This is a genomic window from Brevundimonas olei (assembly GCF_037055245.1).
Taxonomy (GTDB): domain Bacteria; phylum Pseudomonadota; class Alphaproteobacteria; order Caulobacterales; family Caulobacteraceae; genus Brevundimonas; species Brevundimonas olei.
This window is the reverse complement of sequence record NZ_CP146369.1, coordinates 1227337-1254079: the sequence shown is the minus strand read 5'-3', so window position 1 is coordinate 1254079 and position 26743 is coordinate 1227337. Positions and strand designations below refer to the sequence as shown.

The following is a 26743-nucleotide window of genomic DNA, read 5'->3' as shown; positions in this document are numbered from 1 at the left end:
CGCGCGCCCTTCTTCTGATCATCTCTGGAAATGAACCATGTCCCCGACACATCGTCGTCGGCCGCGTCTGGCGGCCGGCTGCGCGCTCGCCATGGCCGCCGTTTTCGGCGCCGCCCCGGCGTGGGCTGATCCCGCGCCCGCCTATGGCGAACTGCTCGCCCGACTGGGCCGGACCCCCGTCGCCGTCGAAGCCGAGGCTCTGAGCGACGCCGCCGAAGCGCGCGTCCGTCAGGCCCGCGTCCGCCCCAATCCCAACCTATCCGTCGACCTTGAGAACGTCGCCGGCTCCGGCCCCTATTCCGGTTTCGACAACGGCGACCTCAGCCTGTCGTTCAGCCAGGATCTGGAGCTTTGGGACCGCCGTCCCGCACGGGTGAACGCCGCCCGCGCCGAGGCGGGCGCCGCCGCCCTGCGCCGCGACATGGCCGTGATTGACGCCGCCGGGCGACTGGCGCTGATCTACGCCGAGGCCGAAGCGGCCCAGCGTCGGGCGACCCTCGCCGAGGAAGCCTTGACCCTGGCCGTGGCCGACGCCCGCGCGGCCCTGGCTCTGGTCGAGGAAGGGCGCGAGCCCCTGCTGCGCGGCATTCAGGCCGAGAGCGAAGCCGCCGCCGCCCGCGCCAGCCTGGATGAGGCCAAGGCCGAGCGCGACGCCGCCTTCGCCCGCCTCAGCGCCGTCGCCATGCTGCCGACGCCCGCCACCTCGATCGCGGCCGGACTGCTGGACGCGCCGACGACGCCCTCGGCCCGGTCCGATCGCGACGCGCCGACGGTGCGGACAGCCAAGGCCGAGGCTGCGGCGGCCGAACGCCGCATCGACGTCGAGCGCATCAACGGACGCCCTGACGTCACCGCCAGCGTCGGCGTGACCCGTTTCGGCGCCGAAGACCAGACGGCTCTAACCTTCGGCCTCAGCCTGCCCCTGCCCCTGTTCGACCGGAACCGTGGGAACATCGACGCCGCGCGCGCCGAGCACCGGGCCGCCGAGGCGCGCGTCATGCAGGCGCGTCAGGACGCAGGCGCCGAGCGCGCCGCCGCCGTCGCGCGTCTGGCGTCTTCAGCCAGCCGGGTGTCGGCCGCCGATGCGGGCGTGACCTCGGCCGAGGAAGCCTATCGCCTGTCGCGCATCGGCGCCGAGGCGGGACGCATCTCGCAACTGGAGCTGCGCACCGGACGCGCCGCACTGATCAACGCCCGATCCGCCGCTGTCGACGCCCGCATGGCGCGCGTCCGCGCCGAGATCGATCTGGCGCGCCTGGAAGGCCGCGCGCCCTTTGAAGGAAGCCGCTGATGTCCACCCTGTCATCGAACAAGAAAGTCCTGATCGCGAGCGTCGCCGCCGTCGTCCTGCTGGGCGGCGGGGCGCTGGCCCTCACGTTCACACGGTCTGATCCGCCCGCGCCTGCCGCCGAGAAGACCGAGGCGGAAGGCGAAGCCGCAGAAGCGCCCGAAGGCGTGGTCGAACTGACCGCCGAACAACTTCAGGCGGCGGGCATTTCTGTCGTCGCCGTCACACGCGGCGGGGGCGGCGAAACGCGCCTGTCCGGCCGGGTCGAGGCCATGGTGGACGCGCGCGCCGCTGTCGGCGCCGTGGTCGGCGGCACGGTCGAGCGTGTGCTGGTCGCGCCGGGTCAGACGGTGCGCGCGGGCCAGCCTCTGGTCAGTCTGATCAGCGGCGACGGCGCTGCGCTGCGCGCCGAGATCGACGCGGCCTCGGCCGCCGCGACCGCTGCGCGACAGGCCCACCAACGCAACCGCAATCTGGCCGATCAGGGCGTCGTCGCACGTCAGGAGGTCGAGGCCTCGCAGGCTCAGGCCGCCAGCGCAGACGCCATGGCCCGCGCCGCGCGGGCGCGAGCGGCAGCGGCGGGCTCGCCCAACGCTTCGGGCCGGATGAGCGTGGTCAGCCCCATCTCGGGCGTCGTCACCAATGTTCAGGTCGGACCGGGCGGCTTCGTCGCGCAAGGCGCGGTGGTGGCCGAAGTGACCAATCCGGCGCGGGTCGAGCTGGTCTTCAACGCCCCGCCGCAACTGGCGGCTCAGGTACGCCTCGGCTCCCACGTTCGCGTCACCGGCCCGCAGGGCGAGTTCGACGCTCTGGTCACGGGCGTCGCGGCCGACGCCGGATTGCAGGACAGCGGCGCGACCGTGATCCGCGCCCGGCCCGAGGGCGGCCGCCTGCCGCCCGCCGGATCGCCCGTCACCGGCGCTGTGGTCACGGAAGGCCCGTCCGGCGGCGCCCTGACCGTGCCGTCCGAGGCGGTGCAGACGGTCGACGGCGCCACGGTGGTCTTCGTCCAGACCGGCGAAGGCTTCCGCGCCCAACCCGTGCTGGCGGGACGTCAGGCCGGGGGCGCCACCGAGATCCTGCGCGGCCTGACCGGGACCGAGAAAATCGCCTCGGCCAACGCCTTCCTGCTCAAGGCCGAACTTGCCAAGGGCGAAGCCGAGCACGGCCACTAAGGGAGGGCGATCATGTTCAAAATCATCATTGAGGCGTCCGTCCGCTTCCGCTGGTTCATCGTCCTGGCCACGACCCTGATCGCGGCGTGGGGCCTGTTCCAGCTGACCAAATTGCCGATCGACGCCGTGCCGGACATCACCAACCGCCAGGTGCAGATCAACACCGTGGCCCCGGCCCTGGCCCCTGAACAGATGGAGCGTCAGGTCACCTACCCGCTGGAGACGGCCATGGCGGGCATTCCGGGGATACAGAGCACCCGCTCCCTGACCCGCAACGGCTTCAGTCAAGTGACGGTCATCTTCAGCGACGCCACCGACATCTACTTCGCCCGCCAGCAGGTGGCCGAGCGGATGGCGCAGGCGCGCGAGAACCTGCCCGAGGGCGTCGAACCGGCCCTGTCGCCGATTACCACCGGCCTGGGCGAAGTCCTCATGTGGACGGTCGACCTCAAGCCCTTTGACGCCAGAACGGCGCGCGCGGGCCGCCCCGGCTGGCAACCCGACGGCGCCTATCTGACGCCCGAAGGCGAGCGGCTGGACACGCCGCAGGCGCGGGCCACCTATCTGCGTACCGTTCAGGACTGGATCATCGCGCCCCGGATGCGGACCGCGCCCGGTCTGGCGGGAGTCGACGTCAACGGCGGCTATGTGAAGGAATACGCCGTCCGCCCCGATCCGGCGCGACTGGCCGGCTATGGCCTCAGCCTGAACGACCTGATCCAGGCGCTGGACCGCGCCAACACCCAAGCGGGCGCAGGCTATATCCAGCGCGCGGGCGAGGCCCTGACCGTGCGCACCGACGCCCTGGCCCAGACGGTCGAGGATCTGGCCCAGGCCCCCGTGGTCAACCGCAACGGCCTGGTCGTTCGCGTCGCCGATGTGGCCGTGGTCGAGATCGGCCAGGCGCCGCGTCTGGGCGGCGCCAGCCGCGACGGCCATGAGGCGGTGATCGGCACCGCCCTGATGCTGGCGGGCGAGAACAGCCGCACCGTGGCACAGGCCTCCGCCGAACGGCTGGAGCAGATCAGCGCCAGCCTGCCGCCCGACATCGTGGCCGAGCCGGTGCTGAACCGCAGCGCCCTGGTCAACTCCACCATCAAGACCGTAGCCAAGAATCTGACCGAGGGCGCCCTGCTGGTCATCGTCGTGCTGTTCCTGCTGCTGGGGAACATCCGCGCGGCGACGATCACGGCCCTGATGATCCCGATCAGTTTCCTGTTCGCGGTCATCGGCATGAATCGCTTCGGCATCAGCGGAAACCTGATGAGTCTGGGGGCCCTGGACTTCGGCCTGCTGGTCGACGGCGCCGTGGTGGTGGTCGAGAATACCCTGCTGCGGCTGGGCCAGAAGCGCGCCGATCTGGGCCGCGCCCTGACCCGCAATGAACGCCTTAGCGTCGCCGCCGGCGCCGCGCGCCAGATGGTCAAGCCCGCCGCCTTCGGCCAGCTGATCATCCTGCTGGTCTTCACCCCCCTGCTGATGCTGGAAGGGGTCGAGGGCAAGACCTTCATCCCCATGGGCGCAACGGTCATGCTGGCGCTGGTCGGCGCCTTCATCTTCTCCTTCACCTTCGTCCCGGCCATGGCCGCCCTGCTGGTCAAGGAGCCCAAGACCGTCCACGTCGATGAGAACGGCGAGGCTGAGGAGCATGAAACCTTCCTGCTGCGCCATGCGCGCCGCTGGATCGAACCGGCCATCCGCGCCGCCGTCTCGCATCCCAAGACTGTGCTGGCCTCGGCCTTCGGCGCCCTGCTGATCGGGGCTCTGGCCTTCACCCTGCTGGGGCGCGAGTTCATCCCGACGCTGGACGAAGGCGACATCGCCATGCAGGCGCTGCGCGTGCCCTCGGCCTCGCTGGAGCAATCCCTCGCCATGCAGATGGCGCTGGAGCGGGCCATCAAGGCCCAGCCCGAGGTGAAGACCGTCTTCTCGCGCACCGGCACGGCCGAGGCGGCGGTGGACCCCATGCCGCCGAACATCTCCGACGCCGTCATCGTGCTGAAGAAGCGCAAGGAATGGCCCGATCCGCGCCTGCCTAAGGAAGAGTTGATCGCCCGCATCGAGAAGGCCGCCTCGACCCAGTTGGGCAACGCCTTCGAGTTCAGCCAGCCGATCGAACTGCGCTTCAACGAGTTGATCTCAGGCGTCCGCACAGATCTGGCGGTCATGGTCTATGGCGACGATTTCGCCCAGCTTCAGAAGACGGCGGATCAGGTCGCCAACGCCCTGCGCGACACGCCCGGCTCGGCCGACGTGCGGGTGGAGCAGGCGTCCGGCCTGCCGACCCTGACGGTCAGCGTCGACCGCTTCGCCGCCGCCAACTACGGCCTGTCGGCGGCGGATGTGTCCGAAGCCGTCTCGGCCGCCATCGGCGGCGCCGAGGCGGGTCAGATCTTCGAGGGCGACCGCCGCTTCGACGTAGTTGTCCGCCTGTCGGACGCCGAGCGTAACGACCCCGCCGCCCTGAACGCCCTGCCTGTCACCACGGCGAGCGGCGCAGCCATCCCCCTGTCCTCGGTCGCCCGCATTCAGGTGAAGGAGGGCCAGAACCAGATCAGCCGCAACGACGGCAGCCGCCGCATGGTGGTTCAGGCCAATGTCCGCGGCCGCGATCTGGGCGGCTTCGTCGCCGACGCCCAGAAGCAGGTCGACCAGCAGGTCAGCCTGCCCGCGGGCTATTCGCTCAAATGGGGCGGCCAGTTCGAGAACCTGAAACGGGCCGAGCAGCGGTTGGGTCTGGTCATCCCCGTGGTCTTCGTCCTGATCGGCATATTGCTGTTCATGGCGCTGGGATCGTTTGCGGAGGCGGGACTGGTGTTCGCCTGCGTGCCGCTGGCGCTGGTCGGCGGGGCGCTGTCGCTGTTGCTGAGGGGGATGCCCTTCTCGGTCTCGGCGGCGGTCGGCTTCATCGCCGTGTCGGGCGTCGCGACCCTGAACGGACTGGTGCTGATGCAGGCGATCCGCGAGCGGTTGCAGGCGGGCCAGACGCCGCGCGACGCCGCCCTGCTGGGCGCCTTCAGCCGCCTACGTGCGGTGCTGACCACGGCCCTGGTCGCCATCGTCGGCTTCATCCCCATGGCCATCGCCACCGGGGCGGGCGCCGAGGTGCAGAAGCCGCTGGCCACCGTGGTCATCGGCGGCCTGTTGACCGCCACCGCCCTGACGCTTCTGGTGCTGCCGACCTTCGCCGCCAAGGCGGTCCGGCATCGCAAGGCTGAAGGAATCGAGAACTGATGAACGGGAACAGGTCGGAGGACCGCCATCATGCCTAACACCATCAGGTTGGATATTCCTGTCCTGCTGCCCGATGCGCCTGACGCTGCGGACGCCTGCGTGGACCGCCTGATCAAGACGTTGAGCGGCGTTCCTGGCCTGTCCCACGCCCACGTGATCGAAGCCCCCGAGGGCGCCCAGCTGTGTCTTCACTACGACCCGGCGCTGCTGTCCCCCGCCGAAGTGAAGCGCAAAACGCGGCAGGCGGGCGCCGACATCAGCCAGCAGTTCGGCCATCTGGTCGGCTGGGTCGAGGGTGTCCGCCACGCCCGCCACGCCCTGACGCTGGAAGCGGCGCTGAAAGATGAGCCCGGCGTGCTGGAGGCGGGGCTGGATGCCTCCGGCGCCGTCAGCCTGGAGTTCGACCAGTCCCGGATCAACCGCGACGGCCTGATCCAGCGGCTGGGCGCGCACGGCCTGCGCTTTTCCCCCACGCCCTTCCCGGCCGCCCCGGAGAAGAAGGCCCATCGCCACGTCGAGGGCGAGGATCACGCCGAACACGACCACGCGCACGGCGGCGTCTTCGGCTCCAATACGGAGCTGATCTTCGCCTTGATGGCCGGCGGCGCTCTGGGCGTCGGCTTCGTGCTGGAAAAGCTGGCGACCGGCCTGCCCGGCTGGATACCGCTGGCCCTTTACCTGTCCGCCTATGGGCTGGGCGGCTTCTTCACCGTGCGCGAGGCGATCGACAACCTGAAGCGCAAGAGGTTCGAGATCGACACCCTGATGCTGGTGGCCGCCGCCGGGGCCGCCGCCCTGGGCGCCTGGGCCGAGGGCGCCCTGCTGCTGTTCCTGTTCAGCCTGGGCCATGCGCTGGAACACTACGCCATGGGCCGCGCCAAGAAGGCCATCGAGGCCCTGGCCGAACTGGCGCCGCGCACAGCCCATGTGCGGCGCGGTCTGGACATCGTCGAACTGCCCGTCGAAGAGCTTCAGATCGGCGATGTGGTCGTGGTGCGCCCCAATGAGCGCCTGCCCGCCGACGGCTTCGTCATCAGCGGCGCCACCAGCATCAATCAGGCCCCCGTCACCGGCGAGAGCATGCCGGTCGACAAACAGCCGGTCGCCGATCCGGCCGAGGCGCGCGCCCGTCCGGCCTCCATCGCCGCCGCCTCGGCCGTCTTCGCCGGAACCATCAACGGCGCCGGGGCCATCGAGGTCGAGACGACCCGCAAATCCAGCGACACCACCCTGGCCAAGGTCGTCCGCATGGTCAGCGAGGCCGAGGCCCAGAAGTCGCCTACCCAACGCTTCACCGAGCGGTTCGAGCGCATCTTCGTCCCGGTGGTGCTGGCGACCGCCGTCGTCCTGCTGTTCGCCTGGGTGGTGGTGGACGAGCCGTTCCGCGACAGCTTCTATCGCGCCATGGCGGTGCTGGTCGCGGCCAGCCCCTGCGCCCTGGCGATCGCCACGCCCAGCGCCGTCCTGTCCGGGGTCGCCCGCGCCGCGCGCGCCGGCGTGCTGATCAAGGGCGGCGCCCCGCTGGAGAACCTAGGCTCGGTCGACGCCATCGCCTTCGACAAGACCGGCACCCTGACCGAGGGCCGCCCGCGCATCACCGACGTTGTCCCGGTCGACGGCGTAGACGAGGCGACGCTGCTGTCGGTCGCCGTGGCGGTCGAGCGCCTCAGCGACCACCCGTTGGCCGCCGCCATCGCCCGCGACGGCGCCGAACGCCTGGGCGCCGTCGCGATCCAGACCGCTTCCAGTCTGGACAGTCTGACCGGCAAGGGCGTCTCGGCCCAACTGGACGGCCAGACCATTCTGATCGGCAAGCCTGAGATGTTCGGCGCCGACGGCGTGGCCCCCCTCGCCTCTTCGACGGCGACGGCCGTGGACCGGCTGCGTGATCAGGGACGCACCCTGATGGTCGTGCGACAGGGCGATCGCGATCTGGGCGTCATCGGCCTGCTGGACACGCCGCGAGCCGCCGCGCGCGATGCGCTGGAGCGGCTGCGCCGTCTGGGCGTCAAGCGCATGATCATGATCTCGGGCGACCATCAGAAGGCGGCCGAGGCCATCGCCGGACAGGTCGGCCTGACCGAGGCCTGGGGAGACCTGATGCCCGACGACAAGGTCGAGGCGATCAAGCGCCTGCGCGCCGAGTCCAAGGTCGCCATGGTCGGCGACGGGGTCAACGACGCGCCGGCCATGGCCACGGCCACCGTCGGCGTGGCCATGGGTGCGGCCGGGTCGGACGTGGCGCTGGAAACGGCCGATGTGGCGCTGATGGCGGACGACCTGTCGCACCTGCCGTTCACCGTGGGCCTGAGCCGCCGCACCCGCGCGGTCATCCGTCAGAACCTGGTCGTCAGCCTGGGCGTGGTCGCCTTCCTGGTGCCTGCCACCATCTTCGGCCTCGGCATCGGCCCGGCGGTGGCCCTGCATGAGGGTTCGACCCTGCTGGTGGTGTTCAACGCCCTGCGCCTGCTGGCCTATCGCGACCGTTTCGCCTGAGCGCGAACATATCTCCGCGCCGGGCATTTAGCCTGTCGAGGAGAACCGACATGGCCGCTCGCCCGACATGGCAAGGACATCTGAAACTGTCGCTCGTCACCTGCCCGGTGGCGCTCTACACCGCGACGACCAGCGCCGCCGACGTGCGCTTCCACCTGATCAATCCGGACACCCACAACCGCATCCGCATGGTGCCGACCGACCCCGACGCCGGTCCGGTGGAGCGCAGCCATCTAGTGCGCGGCTATGAGGTGTCCAAGGACGAATACGTCCTGTTCGACGACGCCGATTTCGACCAGGTGCGGCTGGACAGCACCAAGACCATCGCCATCGACAAGTTCGTGGACGAGGCCGACATCGACCGCCTGTACTGGGACGATCCCTTCTTCGTCGTTCCCGAGAAGGGCGCGGGCGTCGAGGCCTTCGCCGTCATCCGCGACGCCATGCAGAAACAGGGCAAGGTGGCGCTGGGCCAGCTTGTCCTGCGTGGAAAGGAACGCCAGCTGGCGCTGGAGGTGCGCGGCAAGGGCCTGCTGGCCTACACCCTGCGCGCCCATGACGAGGTGCGCGACGCCGACGACTATTTCGACGACATCCCGAAGGTGAAGGCCGACGCCGACATGGTCGAGATCGCCGCCCGCATCATCGCTCAGAAGGAGGCCGAATTCGACCCGACCGCCTTCAAGGACCGCTACGACGACGCCCTGCGCGAGATGATCAAGGCCAAGACCAAGGGCGGTAAGGGTCTGGTCGACGTGGCCGAGCCGGACGACACCAACGTCATCGACCTGATGGCGGCGCTGAAGAACAGTCTGAAGGGTTCGGCCGGCGCCGCGCGCAAACCGGCGGCGAAGAAGCCGGCGCCGCGCAAGAAGACGGCCTGAGCGTCACTCCACGCCCATCTTGCGCAGGGCGGGTCTCAGGCTGACGGCGGCGGCGCGGAAATCGGCCCAGGGATCTGGCCGCTCAAGCAATTCGGGCCAGACCCATAGATTGTAGTCCGCGGGCCTCAGTCCCGGCTTCACCTGATCCCACGACAGGGGAAAGGCGATCCCCGCCGCCGGCCGCGCACGCGGCGACCAGGGCGCCACGGCGGTCGCCATCCGGCCATTGCGCAGATAGTCGATGAAGATCTTTCCGCCTCGCGCCTTCTTGGCCAGGGTGGTGGTGAAGCGGTCCGGCGCCTCGGCCTTGATCGCCTCGGACACGGCCTTGGCGAAGGCCTTGTTCTGCTCCCAGGTCACGCGGGAACGGCCGTCGGCGCGGATCGGCGCGACCACATGAAGGCCCTTGCCGCCCGTCGTCTTGACGAAGGGGGTGAGGCCCAACCCCTCGAGTTTCGCCTTCACCACGCCGGATGCGGCGATCACATCGTCGAATTCCAGCCCCACGTCGGGGTCCAGATCGAAGGTGATCTGGTCCGGCGTCTCGGGATCGCCCGGCTTGCAGCCCCAGGGGTGCAGCTCCAGTCCGCCCGACTGGGCGACGGCGGCCAGACCGCCGACATCGACCACGGCGACGTATGGGGTGCGCGCCTTGACGTCGATCAGTTTCAACCGGGGATTGGAGCCCGCCATGGCGTGGCGCTGGAAGAAGGTTTCGCCCTCAATGCCGTCCGGCGCCCGGATGATGGAGACGGGCCGATCCGCCACATGAGGCAGCAGACGCTCGGCCGCCGCCTCGAAATAGCGCGCCAGATCGGCCTTGGTGATGGGCGGTCGGCCGTCGTTCCCCGGCCACAACACCTTGTCGGGACTGGAGATGACGACGCCCGCCACAGTGACTTTGTCGCCCTTCCTCGAAGCCGGCGGCGACGCGGGCGACTGGGGCGCGGTCGTGACATCCTCGGCGGTCTTGTCGTCGCGCAGGCCCTTGAAGGCCGCCTGCCGCAGCGACCCGGACTCGGTGTAGCCGCCGTGCTCGATCTCCGCGACCAGCCTCGGCTTCACCCAGTGAATATCCTTGCCGCCTTCGGGCGCGCCTGCGCCGGTAAAGGGGCTCTTGTCCGCCGCCTCGGCCTTCAGCGCAGGGATCAGCAACCGCGTCGCCGCCTCGCCGAAGCCCGTTCCCACACGGCCGAGGTATTTCAGCCCGCCCTTCTCGCGCACCCCGACCAGCAGCGACCGAAACCGACGGCCGCTCTCGGACGACCAGCCGCCGATGATGATCTCGTCGCGCCCCCGGCACTTGGACTTGACCCAGGTCGAGGACCGCCCGGCGTGATAGGGCGCGTCCAGCTTCTTGGAGATCACGCCCTCCAGATGCATCCGGCAGGCGCTTTCCAGCACGGCCTGCCCCGTCGAGGCGAAATGTTCGACGTAACGCAGACGCCCGGCGCCCTTTGCGCCGATCCGGTCGATATAGGCCTGCAGCCGCGCCTTGCGATGCGACAGGGGCAGCTTGCGCAGGTCCTCAGCCCCTTCGAACAACAGGTCGAAGGCGAAGTAGACCAGTCGCCCCGTATCCCCCTCGGATATCGCCGCCTGAAGGGCGCTGAAGTCCGGCATGTGGTCGTCGTCGAGGGCGCATAGTTCGCCGTCGATCACCGCATCGGGCCAGCCGGCCGCATCCGCCGCCAGCTCAGGGAAACGATCGGTCCAGTCCAGGCCCTTGCGGGTTCGCAGCACCGCTTGGCCGCCGCCGATCCCGATCTGCAGCCGATAGCCGTCGAACTTGATCTCATGCGCCCAACCGGCCGCCGAGGGCGGGTGATCCACCGCCTTACACAACTGGATTGGGACGAAGGCGGGCCGCTTCGCCCTTGTCGCGGCCTTCGACGATGCAGGCTTGGGCGGCGCCTTGCGGCGGGTCGGCTTGGAGGACGTCCATTGCGCGTCGCCCTCGGCGATCTGGGCCAGGGAGCGGCCGGTCGTCACCGAGGCGTCGATCTCGGCCAGGGCGTCGCCCTCGCCGGCGACGGCGTGCTCGTCCTTCTCCTTCAGCAGCAGCCAGTTGTTGCGCTTGGACGGCTTGCCCCGATCGCTCTTCAGCCGGATCAGCGCCCATTTGCCCTTCAGCCGCTCGCCGTGAAGGATCATCTTGATCTGACCGCGCGCCCAGGCGGCTGTGAGGTCCGCCTCCTGCGGCTCCCAGGTTCCGACGTCCCAGAGCTGCACCGTGCCCGCGCCGTAGTTGCCCGCCGGGATCGTCCCCTCGAACCCGCCGTAGTCCAGCGGATGATCCTCGACCTCGACCGCCAGGCGCTTGACCGAGGGGTCGCGCGACGGGGCCTTGGTCACGGCCCAGGATTTCAACACGCCGTCCGCCTCGATGCGGAAGTCGTAGTGCAGCCGCGTCGCCGCATGGCGCTGGATCACGAAGCGACGCGCGCCCTTGGCGCCGGTTCGGCGAGCGCCCTTGGGTTCCGGCGTCTGCTCGAAACGCCGCTTGGCCTGATAGGTCTTCAGTTCGCCGCGCATGGACGATTAATCCGCCTATGCGCAAACCGTTGCGCTGACGGACCCTTGATCGTCAGCCGCCGAAAATCTCCGCCAGGCGCGCAGCCGTGTCTCGCCCCGTCGGCCCCGGCGTCTTCACGTCTTGGCGTCGATCTCGAGGCGTGGCGCCGGGCGGCCCCTGACCGCCCGCGCGGGTTGTCCGGCATGGATGTCGCGCCCGCGGCGTTCGACCTCCCGCAGAATGACCGCCAGCTCCTTGTCCGTCAGATGTTCGATGCCGATGAAGCCCGCGTCGGCCTTTTTCACGGCATAGATCAGCTCGTCCATCTTGGCGTGCATGGCGGCGGCGTCGCGGTTCTGGGTGTTCTGGATCAGGAACACCATCAGGAAGGTGACGATGGTGGTGCCGGTGTTGATGACCAGCTGCCACGTCTGGTCAAAGTGGAACAGCGGCCCGGTCACGGCCCAGGACAGCACCACCGCCAGGCAGATGATGAAGGTCCACGGCCGTCCCGCCAGCTTGGCCGTCGTGTTCGCCAGATGGTTGAACAGCTTTTCCATTCCGGCGGAACGGCGGCCGCAGGGCCGGGTTCCGCCGGATCAGGACAGACTCATTCGCTGGCGGCGGGCGCACGCGTCCCGATGGTGCGGTCCAGGAAGTCCAGATAGGTGCGCCACTGGTGCAGTTGGCGGTCATTGCCCCGGATGCCGTGGCGCTGGCCCGGATAGAGCATGGTCTCGAAGGGGATGCTCTTTTCCTGCAGGGCGTTCAGCACCCGCGTGGTGTTCTCGAAGATGACGTTGTCGTCAGCCATGCCGTGCATCAGCAGCAGCCGCCCGGTCATGTTGTCGAGCCGCCCCAGCACATCAGACGCCGCATAGCCCGCCACATTGCCCTGCGGCGTCGACATATAGCGCTCGGTATAGGCCGTGTCGTACAGGCTCCATTCCGTCGGCGGGGCGCCCGCCAACGCCGCCGCCAGCCCCATCTTCGGCTCGGTCAGGGCCATCAGGCTCATGAACCCGCCATAGGACCAGCCCATGATGGCGATGCGGTCGGCGTCGACATAGGGCAGAGAGCGCAGATAGTCGGCGCCGATGACCTGATCCTCGATCTCGGGCTGGCCCATCTTCAGATAGAGGGCCTGTTTGAAGGCGGCCGAACGGTCGCCCTCGCCCCGGTTGTCCAGGCGGAAGACGATGTAGCCCGCCTCGGTCAACAGTTGGTTGGTCGCCGGCTGCCAGGCGTTCTTCACCCCGCCGCCCGACGGGCCGCCATAGACCTGCATGACGACCGGATAGCGTTTGGACGGGTCAAAGCCCGGCGGCGTGGTCATCTGCCACATCAGCGTCTCGCCATGGCTCTGCAGCGTGCCGAAGCTCGGCTTCTGCTGGCGCTCGGCATAGGGCCAGAAGGGGTGGCCGGGCTGGAGCTTGTTCTCCTCGATCCAGCGCACGCGCTGGCCGTTGATCGAATAGAGCGCCGACTGCGCCGGGGTGTTCACGTCGGTATAGTTGCCGACATAGGCCGTGCCGATGGTGTTGACCGAGGCGCTCCACCAGCCGCCGCGCGGGGTGACTTCGGTCGGGTTCAGCGTCCGCCTGTAGCTGGTTCGGAACAGCTGCTGCTCGATCGGATATTCCTTGCCGTCGCGCATGGAGGCGGTGAAGAAGACCTCGCCCGTGTCCTGATTAACGCCGTCCAGCGACTTCACCGGATAGTCGCCGCGCGTGACGGCCCGCAGCTGACGCCCGTCCTTGTTGTAGAGATACAGGTGACGCCACCCGCTCTCCTCGCTGGACCAGATGAAGTTGCCGTCCTTCAGCGCCTTGAAGTCATGGGTGACGTTGACCCAGGCGTTCGAGGTCTGGCTGGCGATCACCCGGCTGGCGCCCGTGGCCGGATCGACGCTGAGCAGGTCCAGCCGCTTCTGATCGCGCGACAGACGCTGGACATAGGCGACCGAGCCGTCCGCCGCCCAGTTGACCCGGCCCAAATAGATGTCCGTGTCAGCGCCCAGATCGACCTTGACCCGCTGGCCGCTCTGCACGTCCTGAACATACAGCTCGACCACGGCGTTGGGCCGTCCGGCGCGGGGGTAGCGCTGCTGGGCCACCGAGGCGCCGCCGCCGGTGATGTCGAGGCGCGGAATCACGTCGACCGGGCTTTCGTCCGTGCGTTGCAGGGCGATGTAGCGCTCGTTCGGGCTCCACCAATAGCCGGTGTCGCGGTCCAGCTCCTCCTGGGCGATGAACTCGGCGGCGCCCCAGGTGATCAGGTCCTTGCCGTCGGTGGTGATGGCCTGTTCGGCGCCCGTCTCCAGATTGACCACGAACAGATTCTGGTCGCGCACGAAGCTGACGAACGATCCCTTGGGCGAGACCTTGGCGTCGATCTCATCGGCCGCCGTTTCGGTCAGGCGCCGCACCGAGCCGTCGGCGCGGTTGGCCAGGAAGACGTCGCCCTCCAGCGGCGCCAGGATGTAGCGGCCCTGTTCGTCCCAGGAATATTCGACCACGCCGCGCTGCGAAATCCGCATCCGCTCGCGCCGCGCCTTCTCGGCCTCGGACAGTTCGCCCGCGTCGGGAACCAGGGCGCGGGCGTCGATCAGCTTGAACGGCTCGCCGCCCTTCACCGGCGCGGCCCACAGGTCCAGCACGTCCACGTCGTCCTCGCGCGAGCGCAGGAAGGCGACCAGTTCGCCGTCGGGCGACAGGCTGACGCCCTTGGCCACCGGCCCGGCCAGCGACGGATTGGCGAACACCCGCTCGACCGTCAGGATCGAGGACGCGGGCGCCGTGGCGGCGGGAGGCGTAGCGGGCTGAGGGGTCGATTGTGCGAACGCCGGGGTCGCAGCCATCAGGATCGTCGAGGCGAGAAGAAAAGTGCGCATGGCGGTGAAGCTAGAGGCGGAATCTTCCGCCGTCATCCGCAATTCGTCCTTCTCCCCTTGTGGGAGAAGGTGGGCCCGAAGGGCTCGGATGAGGGGTTTCTCCGACAGGGGCCAAAGCCGCGTGGTCGGAAAGCTCGCGAGACCCCTCATCCGTCAGCCCTCGGGACAAGCCCGAGGACTGCCACCTTCTCCCACAAGAGAGAAGTGGAGAAAAAGAGAGTCCAATTCGTCTGAATCGTCTGAAATCCCCTGCGGCTTGCGGCCGCATCTTCCTGGGCCGAAGCGCAGTATGGCACAGGCTTATAGGTAGGCTGGCCGATTGTGATCGGTCCCTTGTTCCCCATGGAGCGGAAGGATCGCCGCGGCGCCCTTTCGCAACCGCCCCTGACGGCCTAGGTAGTCGCCATGTCCGACGCCTCCCTCTCCGCGCCGCCCGTCAAGGCCAGTCCGTTCCATGAGTTGGAAGTCCTGTGGGTCCGCCACTGGAACGACCAGTTGTTCAGCTTCGGCGTGAAGCGGCCCGAGGATTTCCGCTTCCGCTCGGGCGAGTTCGTCATGATCGGCCTACCGGGCGAGGACGGCGGCAAGCCCGTGCTGCGCGCCTATTCCATCGCCAGCCCCTTCTGGGCCGAGGAACTGGAGTTCTTCTCCATCAAGGTCGAGGACGGCCCCCTGACCTCGCGCCTGCAGAAGATCGTCGCCGGCGACAGCGTCCTGATGGGCAAGAAGCCGACCGGCACCCTGGTGCTGGACGCCCTGACCGGCGGCGAGCGTCTGTGGCTGATCGGCACCGGCACGGGCCTGGCGCCCTGGCTGTCGGTTGCGCGCGATCCCGAGACCTATTCCCGCTTCAAGCAGGTCATCGTCTGCCACACGGTGCGCAACGTCGCCGACCTGGCCTACCGCGACTTCTTCAGCCACGAGATCCACGACGATCCGCTGATCGGCGACGAGGCCAAGACCCAGCTGACCTATTATCCGACCGTGACGCGCGAGCGCTTCGAGACGCCGGGCCGCATCACCGACCGCATCAAGTCGGGCGACGTCTTCGCCGACCTGCAACTGCCTATCGGCTTTTCGCCCAACAGCGACCGCGTCATGCTGTGCGGCTCGATGGCCATGATCAAGGAGACCGGCGAACTGTTGGAATCCTACGGCCTGAAAGAAGGCTCGAACGCCGAACCCGGCGACTATGTTCTGGAGCGCGCCTTTGTCGGCTGACCTGATGACCTCTCCCGCCGCCGTCGCCATCGACGAACGCAAGGCCCCGGAAGACTGCGCCACCATGGCTGACGTGCGTCAGGGCGTGGATGCGCTGGACCGGGCGCTCGTCACCCTGCTGGCCGAGCGTCAGCGCTATATGGACGCCGCCGCCCGCATCAAGCCGAACCGCGACGCCGTCTTCGATCAGGCCCGTATCGACGATGTGGTGGCCAAGGTGCTGAAGGCGGCCGAACCCGCCGGCCTGTCGCCCGACATCGCCGAGCCGGTCTGGCGTCTGCTCATCGACCGCTGCATCGCCCACGAGTTCGGAACCTGGGACCAGACGCGGGTCTGAGCTGCCTTCTCCCCTTGCGGGAGAAGGTGGCAGGCGAAGCCTGACGGATGAGGGGTCACGCCCACGCATCCGTCGGATTCACGATCAATTGTCGAGAAACCCCTCATCCGGCCCTGACGGGCCACCTTCTCCCACAAGGGGAGAAGGGCCTCAGCCTTTCAGGCTCTTCAACGCCAGTTCGTGGCGATAGGCGGCGACATCGGCCAGGGCCGCGTCCAGCGCCGTCTTCACACGCTCCAGCCCGGCGGGCGCGGCGGATTGCTCGCCGAACTCCACCTCTTCGCAGACCTGGGCCAGGGCCTTGGCCCCGATGCCCGCCCCGGCGCCGCGGATGGTGTGGACGGCGTCGCGCCAGCCTTCGCTGGATGCGTCCAGCATGGCGGACCACATGCGGGCCTGTTCGGCGAACAGGCCCAGCACTTCGTCCGTCACATCATCCATGCCCGCCGTCATGGCTTCGAGGACGGTGAAATCCACCGCCCCCGACAGATCGCGCCTGGCCATCAGGCCTCGGCCTCTTCACCCTTGGCCAGGCGCGAGTTGCGCGACGACCAGATCAGGTAGACGGCCAGGCCGAACAGGTTCCACAGCAGGAAGTAGATCTGCGTCGAACTCTTCAGGCTGAAGAAGAAGACGATGCAGCCGATGATGGCGATGCCGCCGACCAGCGGCCACAGCGGCGCCTTGAACTTGCGCTCGCGGTTCGGGTCGCGAACGCGCAGCACGATCAGGCTGACGCCCACGGCCAGGAAGGCCATCAGCGTGCCGGCGTTGGCCAGGGAGGCCAGTTCGTCCAAGCGCATGATGCCGGCCAGGAAGGCCACGACGACGGCGGTGAACACCGTCACCACGGCCGGAACCCCGCGCTTGGAGATCTTGGCGAGGCGGTTGGGCAGCAGGCCGTCGCGCGACATGCCCAGGAAGATGCGGCTCTGGCCGAACAGGAAGGCCAGCAGCACGGTCGGCAGGGCGATCACGGCGGCGGCGGCGATCCACTGGGCGGCGACGCCCTGGCCCAGGCCGCGCATGATGTGCGCCAGCGGCTCGGGGCTGTCGGCGAAGCTGGCGACCGGGGCGGCGCCGATCGCGGCGGCGGCGACGGCGATATAGAGGACGGTGCAGATCACCATCGAGCCGACGATGCCGATGGCCAGGTCGCGCTCCGGCTTCTTGGTTTCTTCGGCCGCCGTGGCGATGGCGTCGAAGCCGTAAAAGGCGAAGAAGATGATGGCGGCGGCCGCCATCACCCCCGTCTGCACGAAGGGCGCGCCGAAGCCGTTGGGCATGAAGGGGGTGAAGTTGGCCGTGTCGAAGTGCGGCATGGCGATGGCCACGAACACCACCAGGGCGGCGATCTTCACGAACACCAGGATGGCGTTCAGCGTCGCGCTCTCGCGCGTGCCCAGCAGCAGCAGGCCCGTCACCACGGCGATGATGAAGATGGCCGGCAGGTTGATCAGCCCGCCCTCGACGTGCGGCCCCACGGTCAGGGCGAACGGCAGGTCGACGCCCAGTCCCGCCAGGAAGGGCACGGCGTAGCCGGACCAGCCGACAGCGACCGTCGACACGACCAGCGAATATTCCAGGATCAGGCTCCAGCCCACGACCCAGGCGAAGATCTCGCCCAGCGCGGCGTAGGAATAGGTATAGGCGCTGCCCGAGGCGGGCATGATGGTCGACAGCTCGGCGTAGGCCAGGGCGGCGCAGGCGCATACCAGACCGGCCAGGGCGAAGCTGATCAGCACCGCCGGGCCCGCCAGGCCCGCCCCGACACCGATCAGGGTCAGGATGCCGGTGCCGACGATGGCGCCGACGCCCAGCGCCATAAGGTGCGGCCAGCTCAGGGTTTTCTTGAGCCCCGGCCCCGAATGCGGGGCCAGCATCGCGTCGATCGAGCGACGACGGTTCCAGAACGCCATAATCTTTTACTCCCCCTCGCCGCGTCTTTCCGGCGGCTGATTCAAGGCGCGACCTTAGCGCGCGATGCAATCACGATAAAAGACGCATTTGACGCTTGCGCCTCCCCCCGGGTGCGAGTAATAGGAGCGCCCTTCGCCGAGGCCATCAGCGCCGCAGCGAAGGACCGGCGCCACACCAAGGGCGCAGACGACGGTACGGGTGATTAGCTCAGTTGGTAGAGCAGCTGACTCTTAATCAGCGGGTCCACAGTTCGAACCTGTGATCACCCACCATCGTCTCCTTCTTTTCATGCATTGAATGATCGTCGCGCCTCGGCGCGAGGCCATCCGGCTGCGCCCGGTTTCTGCTAGAAGGCGGGCATGTCTGACGCCGCCTCGATTCCCCCCGCCCCTTCCTCTTATGGCCCGCTTCACGGGGTGCGCGTGCTGGACCTGTCGCGGGTTCTGGCCGGGCCGTGGGCGACGCAGACGCTGGCGGATCTGGGGGCTGAGGTCATCAAGATCGAGCGGCCGGGCGCCGGCGACGACACCCGCCATTGGGGCCCGCCCTTCACCACGACGGCGGACGGCGCGCCCGGCGACGCCGCCTATTTCCTGTGCGCCAACCGAGGCAAGAAGTCGGTCGAGTTGGACATCGCCAGCCCAGACGGCGCCGAGGCCGTGCGTCGCCTGGCTGCGACCTGCGACGTGGTGGTCGAGAACTTCAAGACCGGCGGGCTGAAGAAGTACGGCCTCGACTACGCCTCGCTGGCGGCGATCAATCCGAAGCTGGTCTATTGCTCCATCACCGGCTTCGGCCAAGACGGGCCGGACGCGCACCGGGCCGGCTACGACTACATGATCCAGGCCATGGGCGGGCTGATGTCGATCACCGGCCAGCCCGACGGCGCGCCAGGCGCCGAGCCGATGAAGGTCGGGGTGGCGGTCGTGGACCTGTTCACCGGCCTGTACGCCTCCAACGCCATCCTGGCCGCCCTGTGGCACGCGCGGGCGACGGGCGAAGGCCAGCATGTCGACATCGCCCTGTTCGACGTTCAGGCGGCCATGCTGGCCAATCAGGCGACCAATTACTTCGTGTCCGGCAAGGCGCCGACGCGGATGGGCAACGCCCATCCCAACCTGGCCCCCTATCAGCCCTTCGCCTGTTCCGACGGGATGGTGATCATCGCCGTGGGCAACGACGGCCAGTTCCGCGCCCTGTGCGGCGCCCTGGGGCTGGAGGTCGAGGACCGCTTCGCCAGCAACGCCCTGCGGGTCGCCGAGCGCGAGGCGCTGGGGACGCTGATCGCCGCGAAGACGGAAGGCTTCACCATGCAGGGGCTGATGCAGGCGCTGGAGGCGGCGGGCGTGCCCTGCGGTCCGGTCAACACCATCGACCAGGTGTTCGCCGAGCCTCAGGCGATCCATCGCGGCCTGACGGTCGAGCAGACCCGGGCCGACCTGGCCGACCCCGTCCGTACCGTCGCCTCGCCTATCCGTCTGTCCAAGACGCCGGTGCGCTATGACGCCCCGCCGCCGAAGCTGGGGCAGGATACCGAAGCGGTGCTGGGGGCGTTGAAGACGGAGGGGTAACGTCCTTTCCTCTCTCTCAGGCCGTCATTCTCGAGCTTGACCCGAGAATCCAGCAAGCATGACGGCGACCGCCTCAACCCCATGCCTGTTCAGCCGTTGCGGGGCTGGATTCTCGGGTCAAGCCCGAGAATGACGGCGTAGGAGAAAAAGGATGAGCGGAAGCCGAAAAGTCAGCTGACCTGCCGCTTCTCCAGCTTCCGCGCCAGGGTGCGGCGGTGCATCCCCAGGCGGCGCGCCGTCTCGGAGATATTGAAGTCGGTCTCGGCCAGCACCTCGTGGATGCGCTCCCACTCCAGCGTCTTGATCGAGGTCGGGCGGGCGGTCAGGGGCGCATCGGGATCGCCCGCCTCGCGACCGAAGGCCGCCTCGATGTCGTCCGTGCCCGCCGGCTTGGCGAGGTAGTGGCGCGCGCCCAGCTTGATGGCCTCGACCGCCGTGGCGATGCTGGCGAAGCCGGTCAGCACCACGATCACCAGGTCGGGATCGAAGGCGTGCAGCGTCTGCACGCAGGTCAGGCCCGACGCCGTTCCCAGCTTCAGGTCCACCACGGCGTAGTCGGGATGATGCGTCTTCAGCAGTTCGACCATCTGGTCGTGGCTGTGGGCGGACACGACCTGATATCCGCGCCGCTCGAACGACCGGCGCAGGGTGCGGGAGAAGGACTCGTCATCCTCGACGATCAGAAGCTGGCGGGGCTCGTCGGTCATCTCATTCCCTCTTTCCCGACCCCTTATCTCGGGGCCAGGGCGTCGATCGGCAAGGTCAGACGCACCACGGCTCCGGCAGCGCCGCCCTGCCCCCTCGGTCGGTTCGCGGCCACGACCGTGCCGCCCAGCTTGCGCACCACGTTCACCAGCAGGAACAGCCCCAATCCCGCGCCGGCGCGCGCCTTGGTCGATTGATAGGGCTGGCCCAGCTTCTCCAGAATGGCCGCCGGGAAGCCGGGGCCGTCATCCTCGAAGGCGATGAACAGCCCGCCCGCGTCGGCGGCGGCCCGCACCTCCAGATTTCGCGCCCCGGCCTCATGGGCGTTGTCCAGAAGCGCGCTGAACACCTGTTTCAGCGCTGGATCGGCGATGATCGACGGATTGCCGGGCGCCGGGCCGTCCAGGGTCACGCCCAGGGCGTCGCCCGCCTTGTCGGACCATTCGGCGATGATCTCCTGCAGGAAGGCCTTCAGGGTGGTGACGGTCGGCGCCTCGCCCCGCGCCTCGCCCGCCGACATCAGAATGTTGGTGACGATGGATTTGCAGCGCTCGACCTCGGCCTGCATCTGCTCGATGTCATGCGCCAGATCCTCGTCGCGGTTCAGCGCGGGCATCCGCCGCCAGTCGCTGAGAATGACCGAAAGCGAGGCCAGGGGCGTGCCGAGCTCATGCGCCGCGCCCGAAGCCAGCAGCCCCATGCGCACGATGTGGTCCTGCTCCGCCGCCTGCTGCCGCGCCTCGGCCAGATAGGCGTCGCGGGCGCGCACGTTCTGGCTGGTGCGGGTGACGAAGGCCACCAGCAGCACGGCGATCAGGATGAAATTGATCAGGGCGCCCTGCTGGATCAGGCCCAGCCGCGCATCAGCCCCTGCGGGCAGGTCCAGCGGCTGACGCCAGATCGCCAGAAAGGCCAGGCAGGCGCCGGTCGCCAGCACGAAGCCCCAGGCGTAGACTGGCCGCAGCAGCACCGCCGCCAACACCACCTGCATCAGATACAGGGCCGCAAACGGATTGGTCGCTCCGCCGCTGAAGTAGAGCAGCCAGCTCAGCGCCGCCACATCGACGCACAGGGCCAGCAGGATCTCAGGGTCGGTGACCACCTTGCGTCGAAGGGTGACAGGCGCGCTGACCAGGTTCATCACCGCCAGAGCCGTCGGCGCCAGCAGCAGCGGCCCCAGCGGCAGGCTGATCCCCAGTCCCCAATGGACGATGACGATGGTCGCTACCTGGCCGATCACCGCCAGCCACCTCAGCTGGATCAGCAGCAGCATGTTGCGCCGTCCGGCCGCGCCCGGCGACACCGGCGTCTCGGCGTTGGCGTCCATGCCCAGAACCGTGCGGGCGAAGCGGCTGAGAGTCTGGGTCTGCACTATCGCCCTCCCTTCCTGCGGCGCCGCTCGTCGCGCAACCACAGAACGGCGCCGCCCGCCGACATCAGCGCCAGCCCGAACCAGGTCAGGGCGTAGACCAGATGACTGTTGGCGAACCGCACCACCGTCAGCCCGCCGCGGGGCCAGCCGCCGGGATTGGGCGTCGCGTCCGCGTCGATGAAGTAGGGCGCGACGGCCCCCTGCACCCGCTTGGCCTCGGCGATCGCCGCCACGTCGCGCGAGAACCAGCGATCAGACGCCGGATCGTTGTCGCGCAGGAAGCCGCCCTTGGGCTCGGTGATCCGCAACAGGCCGGTGACGGAGACCGGGCCGTCGACCTGACCTTCGGTGCGGGTTTCAGGGGCCGTTCGCTCGGCGGGGACGAAGCCCCGGTTGATCAGGACGGTGAAGCCCCGCGCATCCGCCAGCGGCGTGACGACCCAGAAGCCCGGCCCAAGGTCCGTCACCGCCTTCACCCGCGCCTCGCGGTCATGCAGGAACCGGCCGCTGGCCGTGACGCGGCGGTACTGGTCCGCCTCGCGCGTCACGGCGTCGAAGCCTGCAGGCCCCGGCGCCGGGACGGGGTCGGCATGGATGCGGGTGTCGACCTGACGGATCAGATCCTGCTTCCACGCCAGGCGCTGGACCTGCCAGACGCCCAACGCCGAAAAGCCCGCGATCAGCATGGCGAAGGCCGTCAGCCCCGCGACCGTTCGACGGCGTGACGCCGGACGGGCGGCGGGTTCAGGGGCCGAAGATGACGTCAAGCGGCGTCTCCGCGTGCGAGAGGGCTCAGCCCATCCCCTGCATGTCGTGGACGGGCATCATGTTGGTGTTCAGGTGATACATGACCCAGACCGACCCGGCGACGGCGATGACCACGATCACCAGGGTGAAGATCAGCGCCAGCATGTTCCACCCGCCCTCGGACCTGTGGTTCATGTGCAGGAAGAAGATCATGTGGACCACGATCTGCACCACGGCGAAGGCGGTGATGATCAAGCCCGTCAGCTGCGGCGCCAGCACCCCGGCCATGACCAGCCAGAAGGGAATGGCGGTCAGCACGACCGACAGGCCGAAGCCGATCAGATAGCTTCTGTAGGCGCCGTGATCATGCCCATCGGCATGATGATCGCCGTGGTGATCGTCGTGAGTCACGGCGTGCTCGTTGTGGGCTTCGGCGCTCATCGCAGCATCCCGAACAGATAGACGAAGGTGAAGACGCCGATCCAGATGACGTCCAGGAAGTGCCAGAACAGGCTCAGGCACATGAGGCGGCGCCGGTTGGCCTGGATCAGGCCCTTCTGCGCCACCTGCACCATAAGGGTGACCAGCCAGATGCAGCCGAAGGTGACGTGCAGGCCGTGCGTGCCCACCAGGATGAAGAAGGCCGACAGGAAGCCGCTGCGCTGGGGCGTGGCGCCCAGGTGGATCATGTGGGCGAACTCATAGAGCTCGATCCCCAGGAAGCACAGGCCGAACAGACCGGTGACCGCCAGCCAGACCTGCGTCTGCGCGACCTTGTTGCGGTACATCGCCAGCATGGCGAAGCCGTAGGTGATCGACGAGAACAGCAGCATGGAGGTGTTCAGCGCCACCAGCGGCAGGTCGAACAGATCCTTGGGCGCCGGACCGGCCGCATAGTTGCCGCCCAGCACGGCGTAGACGGCGAACAGGATCGCAAAGATGAGGCAGTCGCTCATCAGATACATCCAGAAGCCCAGCATGGTGCTGTGGCCTTCCGGGTGGTGCGGCTCCTCGACCGGGTGGAAGATCGGCCGCCCGGCCTCGTCGACGTAGTCGGAGTTGAGGGTTGGTGCGTGGCTCATCGGATCACCCTTGCGTCGCTGCTGCGGCCGTCAGGGCCTGGGTGCGCGCGTCCTCGGTCGCCTGAACCGTCTCGGCCGGGATGTAGTAGTCGCGCTTGTAGTTGAAGGTGTGGAAGATGGCGTAGGCGATCAGGGCGGCGAAGCCCGCCGCCGCCAGCCACCAGATGTACCAGATCAGGGCGAAGCCGACGATCAGCGACAGCGCCGACAGGATGAAGCCGGCCCCGGTGTTGGCAGGCATGTGGATCGGCTTGAAGCCTTCCGTCGGACGCTCATAGCCGCGCGTCTTCATGTCCCACCAGGCGTCGCTGTCGTGGATGATCGGCGTCTTGGCGAAGTTGTAGTCCGGCGGCGGCGACGAGGTGGCCCACTCCAGCGTGCGGCCCAGCCAGGGGTCGCCGGTCTCGTCGCGCAGCTTGTCGCGATGGATGATGCTGACGGCGAATTGGATCAGCATGGCCAGGATGCCGACGGCGATGACGGCCACGCCGACGCCCGCGATGACGAACCAGATCTGATAGGCCGGGTCGTCGAAGACCCGCATCCGCCGCGTCACGCCCATGAAGCCCAGGACGTACAGCGGCATGAAGGCCATCCAGAAGCCGACCACCCAGCACCAGAAGCTGACCAGGCCCCACTTCTTCTCCAGCCGGAAGCCAAAGGCCTTGGGCCACCAGAAGTTGATGGCGGCGAACAGGCCGAACAGCACCCCGCCGATGATGACGTTGTGGAAGTGGGCGATCAGGAACAGCGAGTTGTGCAGCACGAAGTCCGCGGGCGGCACCGCCAGCATGACGCCCGTCATCCCGCCGATCACGAAGGTCAGCATGAAGGCGACCGTCCACATCATCGGCAGCTCGAACCGAATGCGGCCGCGGTACATGGTGAACAGCCAGTTGAACAGCTTGGCCCCTGTCGGGATCGAAATGATCATCGTCGTGATCCCGAAGAAGGAGTTCACGGACGCGCCCGAGCCCATGGTGAAGAAGTGGTGCAGCCACACCAGGTAGGACAGGATGGTGATGACCACCGTCGCATAGACCATGGAGGTGTAGCCGAAGAGCTTCTTGCCCGAGAAGGTCGAGGTGACTTCGGAAAACACGCCGAACAGCGGCAGGATCAGGATGTAGACCTCGGGGTGGCCCCAGATCCAGATCAGGTTCACGTACATCATCGGGTTGCCGCCGAAGTCGTTCGTGAAGAAGTTGGTGCCGATGTAGCGGTCCGCCGACAGCAGGACCAGCGTCGCCGTCAGGATCGGGAAGGACGCCACGATCAGGATGTTGGCGCACAGCGAGGTCCAGGTGAATACCGGCATCTTCATCAGGCCCATGCCCGGCGCGCGCATCTTCACGATGGTGGCGATCAGGTTGATGCCGGACAGGGTGGTCCCTACCCCCGCGATCTGCAGCGCCCAGATGTAGTAGTCGACCCCGACGCCCGGACTGTAGCCGATGCCCGACAGCGGCGGATAGGCCAGCCACCCCGTGCGCGCGAACTCGCCGATGAACAGCGAGGCCATGACCAGCACGGCCCCCATCGTGGTCATCCAGAAGCTGAAGTTGTTGAGGAAGGGGAAGGAGACGTCCCGCGCCCCGATCTGCAGCGGCACCAGATAATTCATCAGGCCGGTGATCAGGGGCATGGCCACGAAGAAGATCATGATCACGCCGTGGGCGGTGAAGATCTGATCATAGTGGTGGGCGTTGAGGTAGCCCTCGGACCCGCCGAAGGCCATCGCCTGCTGCAGACGCATCATCACCGCATCGGCGAAGCCGCGCAGGAACATGATCAAGCCCAGGATCATGTACATGATCCCGATCTTCTTGTGGTCCACGGTGGTGAACCACTCCGTCCAGAGATAGCCCCACAGCTTGTAGCGGGTGATCAGGCCCAGCACCCCCAGACCGCCGATGACGACGACGGCGAAGGTGGCGACGAGGATGGGCTCGTGGAACGGAAGCGACTCCCAGTTCAACCGACCCAGAAGCGGCGATGTGGAATGTTCGACGGTCATGATCGTTCAGGCGCTCAAGATTGCGACGCGGCGGGCGCGGACGCCGTGGAAGGCGCGGTGAAAAGGGAGGCGAACCGCTCGCCGGACGAAGAACCGGCGCGGCCGGGGCGCTCCAGCCCCTGCCCCATGACGCGGTTCAGAGGCGTGTCGCGGGCGACGTCCTCGCCGAAGGCCTGACGGCGACGGGCGGCCTCGACGGCGGCGGCCTCGGCCTCCAGCGGGGTGCAGATCGTCAGCACATAGGACTCGCCGGCGCCGAAGACGGCGTCGCCGCGACGGGCGTATTTGTCATAGACAAGCGGCAGGGTGTTCTTGACCGCCGTCAGGCCCAGGCCGCCCTTGCGGTCGATGTCCATCATCTCGCCCATGCACATCTTGCCCGGCTCGACGCACATGTTGACCACGGCGTCGAACAGGCGATCGTCGACCGAGGCGTAGTGGATGACGGGCACCTTCTCGCTGGGCTTTTCCAGCTCCAGATAGGTTTCGCGGTCCAGCCCCTGGCCGGCAGCGCGTACGCCCGCGACCCATTGGTCGAAGCCGGCCTCGTCCAGACCGTGGAAGGCGAAGCGCATGTTCGAGAAGCCGTCGCCGGAATAGTTGGCCGAGAAGCCGACGTATTCGCCCGGACGGTTGATGACGGCGTGCAGCTTCGTCTCCATGCCCGGCATGGCGTAGATCTGACCGGCCAGGGCGGGGATGTAGAAGGAGTTCATCACCCCGGTCGAGGTGATGTGGAAGCGGATCGGCCGATCGACCGGCGCAGCCAGCTCATTCACCGTGGCGATGTCGTATTCGGGGTAGATGAACAGCCACTTCCAGTCCATGGCCACCACCTCGACCTGCAACGGGCGGTGATCCTCGGCCACGGCCTGCCCCGCCGCCACGCGGTCCAGCGGGCGATAGGGGTCCAGCAGGTGCGTCCCGGCCCAGGTGATGGCGCCCAGGCAGATGATGATCAGCAACGGCGCGGCCCAGATCACGAGCTCCAGATGGGTCGAGTGGTCCCAGTCCGGTTCGTAACGGGCCTCCTTGTTCGATTCCCGGTATTTCCAGGCGAAGAAGACGGTCAGGATCATCACCGGAATGATGATGATCAGCATCAATATGACGGACATGACCAGCAGGTCGCGCTGCTGGGCGGCGATGTCGCCGGCAGGCGACAGCACCACGGCCTCGCAGCCGGGCAGCAAGGCCAGAAGAGGCAACAGCAACAGGGGGCGCAGTCGGCGCACGGCGGCTCCAGTCGAGGTTCGAGGCGAGGTCGCGGTCATCGTGCAGGCCCC

The 26743-nt window shown here is 68.0% G+C and carries 20 protein-coding genes and 1 tRNA gene; 9 read left to right on the top strand and 12 right to left on the bottom strand.

All coding sequences use genetic code 11. The features are described 5' to 3' along the window. Window positions 1-37 precede the first annotated feature (37 nt). From V8J38_RS06010 to V8J38_RS05990, 5 genes are read left to right on the top strand one after another with little or no spacing between them, the layout of a single operon-like run. On the top strand, window positions 38-1291 hold the full coding sequence (locus tag V8J38_RS06010; RefSeq protein WP_338578285.1) for a TolC family protein: 1254 nt from the start codon (window positions 38-40) through the stop codon (window positions 1289-1291). Then, window positions 1291-2463, top strand: coding sequence for an efflux RND transporter periplasmic adaptor subunit (locus V8J38_RS06005; RefSeq protein ID WP_338578284.1), 1173 nt, complete (start codon window positions 1291-1293; stop codon window positions 2461-2463). The genes V8J38_RS06010 and V8J38_RS06005 overlap by 1 nt, the downstream gene beginning before the upstream one ends. 12 nt (window positions 2464-2475) lie before the next feature. After that, entirely contained in the window at window positions 2476-5697 is a 3222-nt protein-coding gene (locus V8J38_RS06000) for a CusA/CzcA family heavy metal efflux RND transporter (protein WP_338578283.1), read from the top strand. A 30-nt stretch (window positions 5698-5727) separates the two neighbouring features. Then, the gene (locus V8J38_RS05995) at window positions 5728-8193 is read left to right on the top strand and encodes a heavy metal translocating P-type ATPase (RefSeq protein ID WP_338578282.1); all 2466 of its coding nucleotides are present in this window, start codon (window positions 5728-5730) and stop codon (window positions 8191-8193) included. A gap of 50 nt (window positions 8194-8243) precedes the next feature. Beyond that, on the top strand, window positions 8244-9077 hold the full coding sequence (locus V8J38_RS05990) for a Ku protein (RefSeq protein WP_338578281.1): 834 nt from the start codon (window positions 8244-8246) through the stop codon (window positions 9075-9077). A gap of 3 nt (window positions 9078-9080) precedes the next feature. Here V8J38_RS05990 and ligD read toward each other — a convergent pair whose 3' ends face one another. The 3 genes from ligD to V8J38_RS05975 form a co-directional block, all read right to left on the bottom strand. Further along, window positions 9081-11612 (bottom strand): DNA ligase D, encoded by a 2532-nt coding sequence (ligD, locus tag V8J38_RS05985; RefSeq protein WP_338578280.1) that lies wholly within the window; start codon window positions 11610-11612, stop codon window positions 9081-9083. A 114-nt stretch (window positions 11613-11726) separates the two neighbouring features. Continuing rightward, window positions 11727-12152 carry a low affinity iron permease family protein gene (locus V8J38_RS05980; RefSeq protein ID WP_338578279.1) on the bottom strand — a complete coding sequence of 142 codons (426 nt, stop codon included), beginning with the start codon at window positions 12150-12152 and terminating at the stop codon, window positions 11727-11729. Window positions 12153-12202: 50 nt separating this feature from the next. Further along, a complete protein-coding gene (locus tag V8J38_RS05975; RefSeq protein WP_338578278.1) occupies window positions 12203-14485 on the bottom strand; it encodes a S9 family peptidase in 2283 nt (760 codons plus the stop codon). 405 nt (window positions 14486-14890) lie between these two features. Between V8J38_RS05975 and V8J38_RS05970 the strand changes: the two genes are divergently transcribed. Both V8J38_RS05970 and V8J38_RS05965 read left to right on the top strand, forming a co-directional pair. Continuing rightward, window positions 14891-15706, top strand: coding sequence for a ferredoxin--NADP reductase (locus V8J38_RS05970; RefSeq protein ID WP_338578277.1), 816 nt, complete (start codon window positions 14891-14893; stop codon window positions 15704-15706). Window positions 15707-15710: 4 nt separating this feature from the next. Further along, on the top strand, window positions 15711-16043 hold the full coding sequence (locus tag V8J38_RS05965) for a chorismate mutase (protein WP_338578276.1): 333 nt from the start codon (window positions 15711-15713) through the stop codon (window positions 16041-16043). Between the two features lie 150 nt (window positions 16044-16193). On the opposite strand, the gene V8J38_RS05960 is transcribed toward V8J38_RS05965, so the two are convergent. Further along, on the bottom strand, window positions 16194-16547 hold the full coding sequence (locus V8J38_RS05960) for an Hpt domain-containing protein (protein ID WP_312218167.1): 354 nt from the start codon (window positions 16545-16547) through the stop codon (window positions 16194-16196). After that, window positions 16547-17962: an amino acid permease gene (locus tag V8J38_RS05955; protein ID WP_338578275.1), complete on the bottom strand. Its 1416-nt coding sequence runs from the start codon at window positions 17960-17962 to the stop codon at window positions 16547-16549. Before V8J38_RS05955 ends, V8J38_RS05960 begins: the two co-directional genes overlap by 1 nt. Window positions 17963-18159: 197 nt before the next feature. On the opposite strand from V8J38_RS05955, the gene V8J38_RS05950 reads away from it, so the two are divergent. After that, window positions 18160-18235: transfer RNA gene (locus V8J38_RS05950), tRNA-Lys, on the top strand. A gap of 87 nt (window positions 18236-18322) precedes the next feature. Further along, a complete protein-coding gene (locus tag V8J38_RS05945; protein WP_338578273.1) occupies window positions 18323-19534 on the top strand; it encodes a CaiB/BaiF CoA-transferase family protein in 1212 nt (403 codons plus the stop codon). Window positions 19535-19704: 170 nt separating this feature from the next. Here V8J38_RS05945 and V8J38_RS05940 read toward each other — a convergent pair whose 3' ends face one another. From V8J38_RS05940 to cyoA, 7 genes are read right to left on the bottom strand one after another with little or no spacing between them, the layout of a single operon-like run. Further along, window positions 19705-20241, bottom strand: a complete 537-nt coding sequence (locus V8J38_RS05940) for a response regulator transcription factor (protein ID WP_338578271.1) — start codon at window positions 20239-20241, stop codon at window positions 19705-19707. Between the two features lie 23 nt (window positions 20242-20264). Next, the gene (locus V8J38_RS05935; RefSeq protein ID WP_312218172.1) at window positions 20265-21611 is read right to left on the bottom strand and encodes an ATP-binding protein; all 1347 of its coding nucleotides are present in this window, start codon (window positions 21609-21611) and stop codon (window positions 20265-20267) included. Next, window positions 21611-22378 carry an SURF1 family protein gene (locus V8J38_RS05930; RefSeq protein WP_338578270.1) on the bottom strand — a complete coding sequence of 256 codons (768 nt, stop codon included), beginning with the start codon at window positions 22376-22378 and terminating at the stop codon, window positions 21611-21613. The genes V8J38_RS05935 and V8J38_RS05930 overlap by 1 nt, the downstream gene beginning before the upstream one ends. A 25-nt stretch (window positions 22379-22403) precedes the next feature. Continuing rightward, a complete protein-coding gene (gene cyoD / locus V8J38_RS05925; RefSeq protein WP_338578269.1) occupies window positions 22404-22799 on the bottom strand; it encodes a cytochrome o ubiquinol oxidase subunit IV in 396 nt (131 codons plus the stop codon). Next, entirely contained in the window at window positions 22796-23440 is a 645-nt protein-coding gene (cyoC, locus tag V8J38_RS05920) for a cytochrome o ubiquinol oxidase subunit III (protein ID WP_291776503.1), read from the bottom strand. The genes cyoD and cyoC overlap by 4 nt, the downstream gene beginning before the upstream one ends. 4 nt (window positions 23441-23444) lie before the next feature. After that, entirely contained in the window at window positions 23445-25457 is a 2013-nt protein-coding gene (cyoB, locus tag V8J38_RS05915; RefSeq protein ID WP_338578268.1) for a cytochrome o ubiquinol oxidase subunit I, read from the bottom strand. Between the two features lie 14 nt (window positions 25458-25471). Next, the gene (gene cyoA / locus V8J38_RS05910; RefSeq protein ID WP_291776507.1) at window positions 25472-26731 is read right to left on the bottom strand and encodes a ubiquinol oxidase subunit II; all 1260 of its coding nucleotides are present in this window, start codon (window positions 26729-26731) and stop codon (window positions 25472-25474) included. Between the last annotated feature and the right edge of the window lie 12 nt (window positions 26732-26743).